The 13,038-nt window shown below is 62.7% G+C and carries 16 protein-coding genes; 6 read left to right on the top strand and 10 right to left on the bottom strand.

Translation table 11 applies throughout. From position 1 onward, the window contains the following. Window positions 1-13: 13 nt before the first annotated feature. The 8 genes from GS_RS13275 to GS_RS13310 form a co-directional block, all read right to left on the bottom strand. Entirely contained in the window at window positions 14-493 is a 480-nt protein-coding gene (locus GS_RS13275) for a DUF456 domain-containing protein (RefSeq protein ID WP_010943276.1), read from the bottom strand. A 6-nt stretch (window positions 494-499) separates the two neighbouring features. Further along, the gene (locus GS_RS13280; RefSeq protein WP_010943277.1) at window positions 500-2,599 is read right to left on the bottom strand and encodes a hypothetical protein; all 2,100 of its coding nucleotides are present in this window, start codon (window positions 2,597-2,599) and stop codon (window positions 500-502) included. Between the two features lie 157 nt (window positions 2,600-2,756). Beyond that, window positions 2,757-3,455: a roadblock/LC7 domain-containing protein gene (locus tag GS_RS13285; protein WP_010943278.1), complete on the bottom strand. Its 699-nt coding sequence runs from the start codon at window positions 3,453-3,455 to the stop codon at window positions 2,757-2,759. A 44-nt stretch (window positions 3,456-3,499) separates the two neighbouring features. Then, complete coding sequence (locus GS_RS13290) at window positions 3,500-4,234, bottom strand: DUF4388 domain-containing protein (protein ID WP_010943279.1); 735 nt, start codon at window positions 4,232-4,234, stop codon at window positions 3,500-3,502. A gap of 248 nt (window positions 4,235-4,482) precedes the next feature. Beyond that, complete coding sequence (locus GS_RS13295) at window positions 4,483-5,172, bottom strand: cytochrome c (protein ID WP_010943280.1); 690 nt, start codon at window positions 5,170-5,172, stop codon at window positions 4,483-4,485. Between the two features lie 31 nt (window positions 5,173-5,203). Further along, window positions 5,204-5,671, bottom strand: coding sequence for a cytochrome c (locus GS_RS13300; protein ID WP_010943281.1), 468 nt, complete (start codon window positions 5,669-5,671; stop codon window positions 5,204-5,206). A gap of 44 nt (window positions 5,672-5,715) precedes the next feature. Beyond that, the gene (locus GS_RS13305; protein ID WP_235044897.1) at window positions 5,716-6,960 is read right to left on the bottom strand and encodes a hypothetical protein; all 1,245 of its coding nucleotides are present in this window, start codon (window positions 6,958-6,960) and stop codon (window positions 5,716-5,718) included. Window positions 6,961-7,058: 98 nt separating this feature from the next. After that, window positions 7,059-7,835 carry a cytochrome C gene (locus tag GS_RS13310; RefSeq protein ID WP_235044898.1) on the bottom strand — a complete coding sequence of 259 codons (777 nt, stop codon included), beginning with the start codon at window positions 7,833-7,835 and terminating at the stop codon, window positions 7,059-7,061. A 22-nt stretch (window positions 7,836-7,857) separates the two neighbouring features. Here GS_RS13310 and GS_RS17620 point away from each other — a divergent pair, with 22 nt between their 5' ends. Further along, window positions 7,858-8,010 (top strand): hypothetical protein, encoded by a 153-nt coding sequence (locus tag GS_RS17620; RefSeq protein ID WP_235044899.1) that lies wholly within the window; start codon window positions 7,858-7,860, stop codon window positions 8,008-8,010. Window positions 8,011-8,243: 233 nt separating this feature from the next. Continuing rightward, on the top strand, window positions 8,244-8,576 hold the full coding sequence (locus GS_RS13315) for a hypothetical protein (RefSeq protein WP_010943284.1): 333 nt from the start codon (window positions 8,244-8,246) through the stop codon (window positions 8,574-8,576). A 75-nt stretch (window positions 8,577-8,651) separates the two neighbouring features. On the opposite strand, the gene GS_RS13320 is transcribed toward GS_RS13315, so the two are convergent. Continuing rightward, window positions 8,652-9,521, bottom strand: a complete 870-nt coding sequence (locus GS_RS13320) for an SDR family oxidoreductase (protein WP_010943285.1) — start codon at window positions 9,519-9,521, stop codon at window positions 8,652-8,654. Between the two features lie 113 nt (window positions 9,522-9,634). Next, window positions 9,635-10,102, bottom strand: a complete 468-nt coding sequence (locus tag GS_RS13325; RefSeq protein ID WP_010943286.1) for a YqhA family protein — start codon at window positions 10,100-10,102, stop codon at window positions 9,635-9,637. Window positions 10,103-10,264: 162 nt separating this feature from the next. On the opposite strand from GS_RS13325, the gene GS_RS13330 reads away from it, so the two are divergent. From GS_RS13330 to GS_RS13345, 4 genes are all read left to right on the top strand, one after another. After that, window positions 10,265-10,432, top strand: coding sequence for a hypothetical protein (locus GS_RS13330; protein ID WP_041914022.1), 168 nt, complete (start codon window positions 10,265-10,267; stop codon window positions 10,430-10,432). Window positions 10,433-10,531: 99 nt separating this feature from the next. Next, a complete protein-coding gene (locus GS_RS13335) occupies window positions 10,532-11,341 on the top strand; it encodes a transporter substrate-binding domain-containing protein (protein ID WP_010943288.1) in 810 nt (269 codons plus the stop codon). Between the two features lie 6 nt (window positions 11,342-11,347). Then, window positions 11,348-12,136 (top strand): amino acid ABC transporter permease, encoded by a 789-nt coding sequence (locus tag GS_RS13340; RefSeq protein WP_010943289.1) that lies wholly within the window; start codon window positions 11,348-11,350, stop codon window positions 12,134-12,136. After that, window positions 12,126-12,857, top strand: coding sequence for an amino acid ABC transporter ATP-binding protein (locus GS_RS13345; RefSeq protein ID WP_010943290.1), 732 nt, complete (start codon window positions 12,126-12,128; stop codon window positions 12,855-12,857). The genes GS_RS13340 and GS_RS13345 overlap by 11 nt, the downstream gene beginning before the upstream one ends. Window positions 12,858-13,038: the final 181 nt, after the last annotated feature.

A 13,038-nucleotide genomic window follows, 5' to 3' on the forward strand; every position in this document is an offset into this window, starting at 1 on the left:
CGCCGCTTTCCCGTCAGAAGAGATATGCCGCAAGGAAAAACGCCACCATGGCCAGGGCCAGTGCGACCTTCAGCACCGTTCCGATCACGAATCCCTGCCAGGCCCCGAAACCGGCACGGCCGGCACGCTCCAGGTCGCCCCGGGCCAGCAGCTCACCCAGGGACGCCCCCAGAAACGGGCCGGCCACAAGCCCCGGCAGGCCGAAAAAAACTCCGACCACGGCACCGATGGATGCGCCAATCACGGCGTGGCGGCTGGCACCGTACCGCCGGGCGCCCTTGCCGCTCGCGTAGGGATCAATGGCGAACGACGCAACCGTGAGGAGCCCCAGGACCAGAAGCGGCAGCCACCCGACCCGGCTGAAACCGTCGATCCAGGCGGCAAGGACCAGCCCGCCGAAAACAAGGGGAATGCCCGGCAGTGCCGGCAGAAGCGTCCCGGCAATACCGATCAGGATGAGGACAGCGGCGAGAAGCCAGAGGGCGGTGGTCACGGCCCGTTATCCCCTGCGGCAGAGGACCGGCACCGCGGCAAGTGCCTTGCCCCGCTTGACGGGATCATCGGGGAGCCGCAGCCTGTCCATCATGAACCCAACGGTTTCTACGAAGGCGAAGGCATCACGCACCACCCCGGTACTGTCGGCCTCCCCGGAGGGAGGATGCTCGGGGACGTAGACCAGGGTCTTGCGGTCGGCGGTCAGACTCCAGGCCACGTAGACCCGGACGGTTTCCCGCCGTTTCAGGACGCAGATGTACGCACCGCAGGTCTGGGGCACATGCCCCGGCGGCGACACGTTCACGTAGTTGAGGGGCTGGTGGAGTTCAATCACATCGGCGGGATCGTGGTATTCAACGCAGGACAGGGACGGATCGAGGCGGAAGGCCCCCCCGCCGGACGAGCCGGAATCAGCCCCATCCCCGAAGGAAAAGTCGTCTGATGCATTTTCTTCGCCGGCGAGCAACTCGTCGACCGTGGCAGCCACGCCGGCACTCCAGCCGGATTCGGAAGGCGCGGTGGACGCCCTGTCCGCCCCGGCGTCGGAGGAGACGGACGGAGGCAAAACCGGCTGCGGCGGCAACTCCGCCGGTCGGGGAGCAGTCTCGCGACGTACGGGACGGACCGGTTCCCGCGCCGCGCCAAGACGTTCCACCTCTGCCTGCAGCGCGGCGATTCTCGCGGCGGCAGTCTGCTCGGCCAGCGCCTTGGCGGAGGCAAGCCGCTCCAGCTCGGCGCGGAGCGTTGCCGTTTCCGCCCCTGCTGCCGCCAGCGCCTCCTCGGCGCCTCCCTCACCGGTGCGGAGCACCAGGCGGCGAACCGCGTCCCGCTCGGCCGCAACCACCGTCTCTTCGGCGACCAGCGCAGCCAGCCGCGCCACAGCATCTTTCCGTTCCGCTTCCCGCTCACGGGCCTGCTGCCGGAGCGATTCCTCCAGCGATTCGATATCGCGGGCGGCAACGGCGCCGGCGGCTTCGCGTTCCTCTTCCCCGCGCCGGACCGCCTGTTCCAGCTCCCGGACCCGCTCGGACCCGAGCCGCTCAGCCTCTTCCTTCTCCCGTGCCATGCGGGCGATATCGCGCGCCAGGGTCTCCTGCCGCTCTTCGGAAGCCTTTCTGACCTCTTCCCATTCGGCCGACAAACGCGCCAACCGGTCGCGAAGCTCGGATTCGGCGCTCTCGGCCGAGGACTCGGCCCGTTCCCGTTCCGCCGTCAACCGGCTGAGCTCCGCGGTGAGTTCCGCCACCTCGGTCGACTCGCCGGAACCGAGTCGCGCCAGCTCCGCGCCGAGTTGATCGATGTCCGCCTTCAGGCGAGCCACCTCGGCATCATGGGCGGCGGTCCGTTTGGCCAACTCCTGTTCGTCTTCCGCCTTTCGGCGCTCCAGTTGCGCGATCTCGGCTTCGAGTGACTTTTCCTTCCCGGCAAGGGCCCGCCGGATTTCCTCACGTTCGCGGCCAAGTTCGGCTATGCGGGCGTTGAGTTCCTCCAGCCGGGCGTTCCCCTCGCGCTCCAAGGCTGTGTTTTCAGCCTCCATTCGACGCGCCTCGGCCTCTAGAGCCTTCGTATCGACAGCAGGTGTTTTTTTCGGCATGGGCTCTGCGGGTTGAGGCGAGGGGGGAGAAGGAGCCCGCGGGGGCTCCGGAGCGGGCTTGGCTTCTTTCTCCTGGCGCTTGGCGGCGGGACGCTTTGCCGCCGGATCCACGACCCCGGTCATGGGAGGCGCCGCGGGGCGGCGAATCACCCGGACTTCCCGGATGACCACCTCGCGCATGGCTTTACTGTAGCGGAGGTTGACCTCCTGCATGGCAAAGCCGAGGGATTCGGCAAAGGCAATGGCTTCAGCCACGAGGACATCGTGTGACTCCCCGTCGACCAGCTCGCGGTCGGAGCGATACAAGGCGACGCAGCGGCGGTCCGTCTGCTCGAGGGCCACGTGGACCCGGGCACGCTCACCCTCGCGGATGGCGCAGACAAAGGCCTGGCACGGAGAAGGAGGTCTATCGCCGCATGCGACGGTGACCGGCTCCACCGAGCGGTGAATCTCCATGACGTCTGACTCGTCGGCTTCTATGACGGTTCGTGCAGGATCGGGAACAAACATGAGCTACACTCTACCCCATTTTGGGCGGAAGGCAAACCGGATCCCCCGTGCGGGAAACAATGACACATTGACGGTCAAACGACGTCGGGCCGCGCACTGATCAACAGTGGAGCGGCCCGGGGCGACTGGGAGGATCATGGCCGGGACGGCTTACCGGTCAGGGAATTTCGACCGTCAGGTGGTCGCCGGGCCCGACCTTGAGCTTCTTTTCGATGGCCCTGCAGAGGATGATTTTGCCATCGTAGGCCGCATCGTTCTCATTGACCACCATGAAGGGGAAGATCGCCGAGATGCCGCTGGCGGTGCTGGTGAGCTTAAGCTTCTTGACCGCGCCCGCTTTGTAGAAGTTGCTGATCTGCTGGGCTGTGGTCTGGTTGAGAGCTCCCATGCCCAACTGCTCGAAGGAGCTCCCCACCGTGGAGTCGGCAATGTGGCAGGCCGGCAGGGTCAGAACGCCGTCGACGGCCTTGGCCGCGGATGCCTGCACGGACGCCGGTGCCGCGAAGACTTGACCGGCTGCGGCAATGAGCGCGTCAAGCTTTCCCTTGGCCACATTCAGGGAGATGTTGAGCACCTGGAGGTTGATGGCCTTGGTACAGAGCAGGAGCAGAAATGCCTCGCTCAGGGGCTTGACGACGATACGCCCGTCATTGTACCGGAAGTCGAGCAGGTCGAAGGAGCCGGCTGCGGCCCGGACGCCGCTGTTACGATCCGCAACAGCGGCGGATGCCTGCCTGACAATGGACTCATCGAACAGTGGGGGAAAGGCGTGAACCATGAGTTCCCCGCCGCCGCCGCAGACAAAGCTGCCGACAACCCCCGGAACCGCATTCAGCTGAGTAAGAATCTCGCGCATATCCTCTCCCATCCGTCAGAGTCCGCCGACCTGTCGGCAGTGCGCTACTTGCGGCCGGCAAACGTGGAGCGGATTTCGTTTTCCACGTGGGCCAGGGAGCTGTCGCCGCGAACTGCGATGGAAACGTAGTGATTTTTTGCTTCGAACAGAAGGATCTGCTTGCCGCGGGCGTGGACCGCCGCCGACTTTACCTCGTCCAAGCCGAACAACTCTCCCAGACGGGAGCCTATACCCGCAAGGCTCATCCCTTTGGCGGAGAGTACTTCGGCCTCGAAACTGTCATCCTCCAGGGGGGTTCCGTCCTTTTTCATCAAAACCGCATAGGAAACACCCGCTATTCTAACGATGCGTTCCGCGACAGCGCTCATACGGTTTTGCACGGCAGCCGGAGCCGCCGCCTCCTCTCGACGTGTCCCTTCATCGGCGCGCACTGCGGCCTGCTCCTCATCCATCAGGCGGTGGGCCTCCAACAGCAGGAAGCTGATGCTCTGCTGGATGGTGCGGCTCGTGGTGGTCACCTTCGGCTGGATGTTGAACCGCCCTCCCGGCCAGCGGATGATCTCGTAGAGAGCCATCTCCCCCATCAATTTTCCCTGCTCGGCGTGGATGATGTCACCGTCACGGAAGAAGATCATCCCCTGCCGTTCCCGATATTCCACGGCAATACAGCCGGAAAACCGGTTTTGCCCCTTGAGCTGGATGACATCCGTCAGGGGGAGACCAGCGACGGACCCTTCAAAACCACTCGGATTTTCCCGTTGCAGAGCTTCAGCCATCATCTCTCCCCCCTTTCCGGCCCATCGGACCTGAACCTTTTAAAGCATTTTCCATGCCCGTCTTTTCACGTCACAACACCCTAGACCGCAGAACACACGGATCGGGCTTTTGCCAGACATGAAAGGACGTTTATACCTGGTGGGTCGTGCCAATTTCAGGTCACACACAACGTCATATGACCGCATGCAATAACTCAGAGCACCGGCAGGAGATCACGTGGACGAGGGGGCCCGTACCGCGGCAGGCGGCGTCAACGAACGATTGTCGGATGACAGAGAACGCAGTCGCGTACCGCCCGGATCGGGATATTCAGTTCCGGATCGATGGTGTACACGTGGCACGAAGTGCAGTCCACGAGTTCCGGAATGCCGTCGCCGGTGATATCGCGAACAGTGAATACCAGCTTGTGGTGGATTTCGGGCAGGGGGCGGTCCGGAAACTCCGTCTGCGGAGCGTGGCACCGCAGGCACGCATCGGGGTTCTCCATCTCGGCGGGAGGGACGGCGTCGTGCTTCAGGTGACGGAGGCTGCCGTTACGCACCCGCTGAACGAACGCAGGATCGATCGGCATGCCATTGCGCGTGGAGCGCATTGTGGAATACCAGGAAAAGAAGGGCTTGACCGGGTCGCTGCCGTGGCAGGAATAGCAGCGCTCAGGGTACGGTACCGGGTCGACAACGTGGCAGCTCAGGCATGCCGGCGCACCCGCCCCTTCTGCAGCACCGAGCAGGTTGGTTCCGTGACAGACCTTGCACTGGTTGAGGGCCTCGGCCCCATTGTTTGAAAAGCTCTCGGTGGTCGGAAAGCGGTGATAGGTCACCCAGATGGGGGTATGGGCCGACGTGGCAACGGGAGAGGACGCGTTGCCGGCATTGGACCCGCCGCCGCAACCGGCAAGGGTGAGCGTAACGAGTCCCGCAAGTGCGATGAGCCTCTTCATTGCCAGCGTGCTCCGATCCGTGAAATCACCGTTAACCATGGCACGGCCGACAGGTGGCGGCTGCCCGGGGATTACCGTGGCAGCGGAAGCAGGAGGATGGGTCGAGCCGTCCGTCTATCCGGTGGCGGGAAAGGTAGTCTCCCCGGTGCTGCATCCTGCGATAGGTCTCCGTCGGGCTCTTCTCCGACGGTTTGAGTTCGGTCCGGCTCGCATGGCAATCGTTGCAGAAGCTCTGCTCGTGGCAAATGGCGCAGATGTTCTGATTCTGATACGCAACCATCCGGTGCGAATCGGTGAACAACGGGGTGTGATTGTAGCGCTCAAAGTCCACCGGCTCCTTCCGGTAGCCGTGACACTTGGTGCAGAATTCCCGCCGCTCGCCCAGTTCGAAAATCGGCGGATGCTTGACGGGCAGCCGATAGCGCGCCTGTTGCGCACAAGAAACAACAAGGGCGAGAAGCATGCACCCCGCCGCCATGCAAACGGTTCTACGATTCATGCGCCTGATTCCATTTCTTTGCCGCTGGCCGGTCCATCACGCTCTTACCTGCGAAACGCATAGGTCACGGCAAGGGTGCCGCGGTAATCTTTGTGGAAATAGGGGTCATTGCTGTAATCCACCGAAAGTTTGAGGGAAAGCGCCCGATCCAGCATCTTCCTTCCCACGCCGGCGGAAACGAAGAGCGCACTGTTCTCTCCGTAGATGGCCCGGTCGTAGCGGACATAGGTAACATCACCGGTAGCGAACCAGGGAGCGAAATCGCCGTAAAGATAACCGCGCCCCAGATAGTAGCGGTTCTCTGTCAGATCACCCTGAACGCGGCCGAACTCCAGACCGGCTTCCGAGAAAATACCCCTCCGCACCGTCGCCAGGGCGGTGGCCATGTGGGCGTTGCCGAACCGGCTGTCATAGGTGAGGTACTTGTACCTCCCACCGAACTCCACGCTCTCGGTCGGATACCAGAATCCTTCGGCGCCCGCGATCTCAACCCGGTCACCGAGTACCGTCTGGAAACGGAACGGTCGTGAGGCCCCGGAACGGTCGTTGAGATAGTCGGAATACCGATACCGCTGGTAAAAGGGGCGGAGCTCCATGGACGCAAACGGGATCCGGGCCTCGTAGGAATGCTCTCCCCACCCGCCCGTCAGAAGATTGAGCGTCGAATGAGCGAACATCGAGATACCGGCCGGCAGGCTCAGGGAGAGGTCGGCCCCCAGAAGCTCCTCGCTCCGGGAGCCGTCATTGGCCACGTACTTGTAAGAGATTCCCGCGTCATACCGACCACGCTGTCCCTGAACGATCCGGGCTCCGTAGACCAGGTCGCCGCTGCGGCCCGCCGCGCTGCCCGCACCGACCGGCATTCCGGCGAATGCCGAGAGGGCTACCGTCGGCACGAGCTCCGTTCTGGCATAGAGGCCGTCGAAACTCTCCCGCATCACCCCTTCGAAAAGGTATTGGCGGCCGAGCCGCATCTGATGATCGCGGTCTGGGTCGATATATTCAAGATAGGCATAGAGGAGATCGCCCTCGGCATCGCCGTCCTCGTGCGAATCCCGCAGGTCGAGCCGCCCCCAGCCGTAGGCGTGGAGCGACAGCCCCGGCGTGGTTACGCTGCCGTAATCGAGCCGCACGAATTCGTAGACCGGCAGAAGGGAGCGCCCCCCGCCGTTACGGTCATCCCGTTCGTAGACCCTGACAATGGTATCGGAACTGATCCCCAGATCAACGGCACGGCAGACCGCGGGTGCGGCAAGAACGGCTGCGAACAGTATCAGTTGTGCGGTCATCCACCAGGAACGCGTCAATGCATCCCCCTCCTCGTGGGCATGTCAGCCCCCCTCGCTCCGACCATCCTGGCGGAGGAGGGGGGCATCACAACGGACTGTCAGCGCTGACGAACCGGCGGATTATGGGCGTCCTGATGGCAGGTCAGGCACTTGGGGAAACGGTCGTGGAGCTGCTTGGTGTGCGGCAGGCCGTGGCAATCGCCGCACTGGGGAATGTAGCCGTGCTTGGAGTGGCAGGCAGCGCAGTTGACCTTGCCGTGGCGACTCGGCGTTCCCGTCCAGACGGCGTACACCTTGTCGTGGCAGGCACCGCAGGTCCGCGCTCCCACCTCCTTGGAATAGTTGATCTGCTTCGGCTTGTGGACCGGGTGGCATTCGCTGGCGCAGGTCTTGAACTCCTGCCCTTCGTAGTGGGGCTTGTGGCACATGTTGCAAGACGGAATCACCCCGTGCCCCGTATGACATGCGGAGCAGGCAAGGCTGGCGTGCTTGCTCGGGAACTGCTTCAGTTCGGCCGGCGGTCCCGCATGACAGACTGCACAGGAGTCCTGGAGCTTCTTCGTCATGGGCATCCGGACAATGGAGTGCGGATTCGTATGGCATTCGGAGCACTGGGTAAAGACCTGCACGTGGGGCACCGACGGCGTTGAGTGACAATCGGCGCACTTGGGCATTATCTGATCCCAGTTGTTCTTCCGCGGATTGAAGCTGTGGAAGGACTTGTGACAGCCTTGACAGGTGAAGGTATGCCGGCCGCCGTCCTTCTTGATGTCCTGAAACGCGGAGGGATGGCACTGGCCGCACTGGGTGACCGTAAGGGGGGTCGGGTCGGCCGCGAAAAGTTCCGGCTGCTTCTCGATTGTGACCGTTGCCACGGGCCCGCTCGCGGGAGTGCCCATGCCTGCGGGCACTTTCACGGCGCCGCTCTTTTCACTTCCGGCTCCAGCCGGCGTCCATCCGAACAGGGCAACCATCGCCACCAAGGCCGCCACCGTCGCCAATCCGCTCAAACCACTCCTGTCACATTTCATGGAATCGTTCCTTTCTTAGTTCGGCTTCCGGCGCCACCAGGAACTGCCAAAAGAAATTAGCGTATACCAATAACCCCGATCATACCGCCCTGTCAAGCAATGAAATGGCCGCCGTTACCTTTTTGAAACAGCTCACTATTATTCAACTTTTTGCATGATCTGATAAAATCTTAAAGAATTTCCCGGTCAGGCCGAATAATACTCTTAACAAGCCGGTACCCTCACTCACCGAAACAGACCAGGAAGTGACGCATGTCCGCAGACAAAAACATGTACGATACGGTGCTCGCCTATTTCGAGCAGGAGTTCGCCGCCGTCAGGGAACGGTTGAAGGAAGGCCGTTATGCCGGACTGAAGGAGCGGGTTCTTGTCAGCCTGAAAATCAGTGATGCCCTGACCCTGCTTGCCCCCTATACGCGGGGTGACCAGCGGGCGCGCAAACTGGTAAAGGCGGGCGAAGCGCTTCGCACGGAACTGCTCTCAGTGCGGGACGTCATCGAAAAAAAGAGAGCACCCCGCAAAAAACGGCAGGACATGCTCATCTGCCAAGTGCTCAGGAAGCGCAAGCCGCTGCTGCTGGTCTAAGCGCTACCGTCTCTTCACGCATCCCCGACGCCGGCCCCCAGGTCCGGCGTTTTCTTTTTTCCGCAGGCTGCCGGACTACGCAACAGAACTGCGCACCCCCTCCTGCATGGTCGGATAGAGCAGGGTCACGTGCAGTTTCTCGCGCATCAGGCGATTGTCCATTTTTCGCGATTCGGTCACGTACGAAAACATCAGCGGCGTCATGACCCGACGGGCTTCCTCAAGGGTCACCCGGCGCGGCCGCGGCAGGCCCAGAGCGTCGGCGCATGCGTCGAAATAGGCGGTCATGGTGGTGGGGTGACCATCGCTCACATTGAAGATGTCCCCGTCTTCGCCGTGTTCCGCAGCGGCGAGGCAGATGCGGGCCAGATCTTCCGAATGGATGCGGTTGGTAAAGGGAGCCAGGCTTTCCTCAAGCACCGGCTGGCCGCTGGTGAGCTGCTGGAGGGGAAGCCGGCCCGGCCCGTAGATCCCGGTAACGCGGAGGATGACCACCGGGACGCCCCGCTCGGCCCCCCACTGGCGGAAAACCGTTTCCGCATCGTAGCGGCGGCGCGCCCGCGAGGTCTGGGGATTGGGCGGGGTTTCTTCGGTAACGACGTCGCCGCCGCAATCGCCGTACACGCCACTGGTGCTCAGGTAAACGATCTTCCGCGGCTCCTCACCGGGAGCAATGGCGTCGCAGAAGGCGCGCACGCGGGGATCGGTGACCCCCCCGCCCGGGGGGGGAGCAAAGTAGAACACCACGGCGCCGCGGGTGGGCATCCCTGCCAGGGAATCCCGCTCATCGAGGTTCGCCTCCAGGGCTGTCACCCCCATTTCGCGGAGGGATTCCGCCTTCTCCGGGGACCGGATCAGGGCCGCGACCCCGGCACCGTCTGCCAGGGCGATCCTTGCCACCTTTTTCCCGATATCGCCACACCCGACGATGAAGAAACGTTCCATACTTCCCTCCCGTATCGGCACTGTCCCCCGTTCGCCGGCTGAACGGCCTTTCCGCAGCGGACCTTACCTATTACCATCCGGGAGTAAACACTGTCAACACGCAGCGTTTTATTCTATTTTTTCTTCAGACTGAGAAAATACGTGAGGGCCGCGATAACCAGGGAGGCCGCCACACCGTAGCCGAGGAGATCCCGCTGGCCGTCCCAGGTCATCACCTGGCCGAGGAAGAGCACCCCGATGACCACCACCACGACCCCCACCAGCTTGTATTTGAGGTCGTCCAGGTTGTGAATCGTAAGCCATTGGGGGACCGGGACCGTGTCGTCGATGAAGAGTTCGTAGAGGGCAAGGGAAATAATATAGAGAACGGTGCCAAGGAGAAAGGTGTCGACCACCTCGATGAACGACAGCACAAGGGATTTCATTCCCTTGCTGCTCACGTAGCCGGAGGCCAGGGTTTCGGTGATCGTGCGAAAGGCGAGAATCCCGCCGTAGGCGATGAGGGTGACGGCGGCGGCAAAGGAACCGATCACGGCAATGAGGATAATGTAACGGGTCGACTCGATCAGGCGGTTTTTCATGGATCGACGAGGCCTCCTCGGGATGGTGCGTGGCGCCATGATAACGAAAGCCATCCCTCCCGTCCAGCACCATCCGTGCGCCGGACACGGGCCGCGCCTTGACAGGGGGCAGTCCCGCGCTAGACTTCCTCTGTTAGAACAATGCGGAAGGAGGAACGTCAAATGGCATGCGACATCACAGCTCACAAAATGCATATGTGTGCCCTCAAGGCCGAGGGATGCAGCGATGAGGTGGCAAGCCTCTCCGCCTCGCCCACCGTTAAGTGCGGCAATTGCGGCGCCTTGGCCAACTCGCCGGATAACGTATGTAACCCGGTGCCGTTGAAGTAACCGGCAGCACAGGCCCTGCGGCATGAAAAACGGCCCGTGACCGATGCGCGGGCCGTTTTTTTCAGTACGCCCGCCACTTCACACTCACTGGAGGACCCTATGGTTATCGCACCCACACCCCGCTTCAGGGCGGGGGGATGGCTTATTGGACTCTTCTTTGTCCTGTTCCTGAACGTGTCCCTTGCCCTCGCCGCGGGTGACTCGCTTGTCGTCGGCATGGAACTGGCCTATCCGCCGTTCGAGATGACCGACACGACCGGCAAGCCCACCGGCGTGAGCGTCGACCTTGCCACGGAGCTCGGCAAGGCCCTGGGCAAGAAGATCGTGATCCAGAACATGGCCTTCGACGGTCTGATCCCTGCCCTGAAAACCGGCAAGATCGACCTCATCATCTCATCCATGACCGCCAATGCGGAGCGGGGCAAGTCCATCGACTTCTCCGACCCCTACCTGAACACGGGGCTCTGCCTCCTGGTCAAGAAGGAATCGCCGGCAAAGGGCATCGGCGACCTGGACCAGCCGGGCCGCAGCGTCGCGGTCAAAAAGGGGACCACGGGCCACGCCTGGGCCAGCAAGAACCTGAAGAAAGCCAGGGTACTCGTCCTCGACAAAGAAGCCGCGGCCGTCCTCGAAGTGGTGCAGGGCAAAGCCGACGCCTTCATCTACGACCAGATGTCCACCTACCAGAACTGGCAGAAGAACCGGGCCACCACCCGCGCCATCCTGGAGCCGTTCCAGAAGGAATCGTGGGCGGTGGGCATCCGCAAGGGCAACGATGACCTGAGAAAGAAAGTGAACGCCTTCCTGGCCGATTTCCGCAAGAAAGGCGGCTTCGAGACGCTTGGCGACAAGTACCTCAAGGAGCAGAAGGAAGCGTTCAAGAAACTGGGCTATCCCTTCTATCTCTAGGACGCCATGAACCTCCTCTTCGCACCCAATGACTGCCGGGAGGGAGGCGCCGTCCCCCTCCCGGCCCGCATCGTCGGCATCCTTATCGCCTTTCTCCTGGTGACGCTCATCTTTGCCTACGCCTTCCATTCCCTCCAGTACCACTGGGGGTGGGAGTCGGTCTACGCCTACCGGCAGAAATTCGTCAACGGCTGGCTCATGACCCTCGCCATCTCGGCGGCGGCGCTGCTTCTCTCGCTCGCGATCGGTCTCTGCACGGCCTTGACCCAGCGGAGCCGGTTGCTGCCGCTACGCTACCTGGGCCGGATCTACGTGGAGACGATCCGGGGAACGCCGCTGCTGGTGCAGATCCTGGTGTTCTTCTATGTGGTGGCCGACGCCTTCGGCGTGGGCGACCGCTACCTGGTGGGAGTGATCACCCTGTCGCTCTTTGCCGGCGCCTACATCTCCGAGATGATCCGGGCCGGCATCGAAAGCGTGGGCGACTCCCAGATGGAATCGGCCCGGGCCATCGGCCTCACTCGTGCCCAGATCTACCGGTACGTGGTCTTTCCCCAGGCGTTCCGCCAGACCCTCCCCCCCCTGGCGGGACAGTTCGCCTCCATCGTCAAGGACTCGTCGCTCCTTTCCATCATCGCCGTGAGCGAATTCACCCTCAACGCCCAGGAGGTGAACGCCTTCACCTACAGCACCCTGGAAAGCTACCTTCCCCTGGCCATCGGCTACCTGGCCATCACCCTGCCCATCTCGCTCCTCTCGCGCCGGCTCGAGAAGAAGTTCCGTTATGCAACTTAGACTGACGGGGATAACTAAGCGGTTCGGGAGCCAGACCGCCCTGGCCGGCCTGTCGCTGGACATGGCCGAGTTCAAGGCCCTGGCGGTGATCGGCCCCTCCGGCGGGGGCAAAACGACGCTGCTGCGGGTCATCGGTGGGCTCACCGCCCCGGACGGGGGAGAGTTGGAGATCGACGGCGAGCGGATCGGGTTCGACGAGGAGAGCCTCCTGGCCCACCGGCGGAGGATCGGCACGGTGTTCCAGGCCTACAACCTTTTCCCCCACCTCTCGGCCCTGGAGAACATCACCCTCCCCCTGACAAGGGTGCACGGCATCCCGCAGGCCGAGGCAAGGGACCAAGCCCTGGCGCTCCTGGAACGCTTCCAGCTCGCCCCCCATACGGCCAAGAGGCCGGCCGAGCTCTCGGGCGGACAGCAACAGCGAGTAGCCATTGCCCGAGCCATGGCCATCCGGCCCCGGTTTCTCCTGCTGGACGAGCCCACCTCCGCCCTGGATCCGGAAATGACCGCCGAGGTGCTGGACATCATCATGGAGTTGCGCAGCGAAGGCCGCGACATCATCATGGCCACCCATCACATGGGCTTTGCCCGGAGCGTGGCGGACCGCTGCCTCTTTGTCTGCGACGGGGTGGCCGCCGAGGAGGGACCCGCGGCGGAGTTGTTCGAAAATCCCCGGAGCGACAAGCTGCGGAACTTCCTGGCCAAAGTCCTCAAGTACTGATCGCGGCGCACGACGTCTTTCTCTCCGTCAGGACATCCCGGTGCTCCGGCGGCATCTCAAGCGGATATCCTCCTTGGTTTTTCCGAAGTGCCCCCATTCCTGCCATTTCATGCGTGTTCCGCATATCAACTATTTCTCTACAGAAACAGCGTAACCTGACGATAAGAATAGTGGAAAATCC

The sequence above is a fragment of the Geobacter sulfurreducens PCA genome (assembly GCF_000007985.2).
Classification (GTDB): Bacteria; Desulfobacterota; Desulfuromonadia; order Geobacterales; family Geobacteraceae; genus Geobacter; species Geobacter sulfurreducens.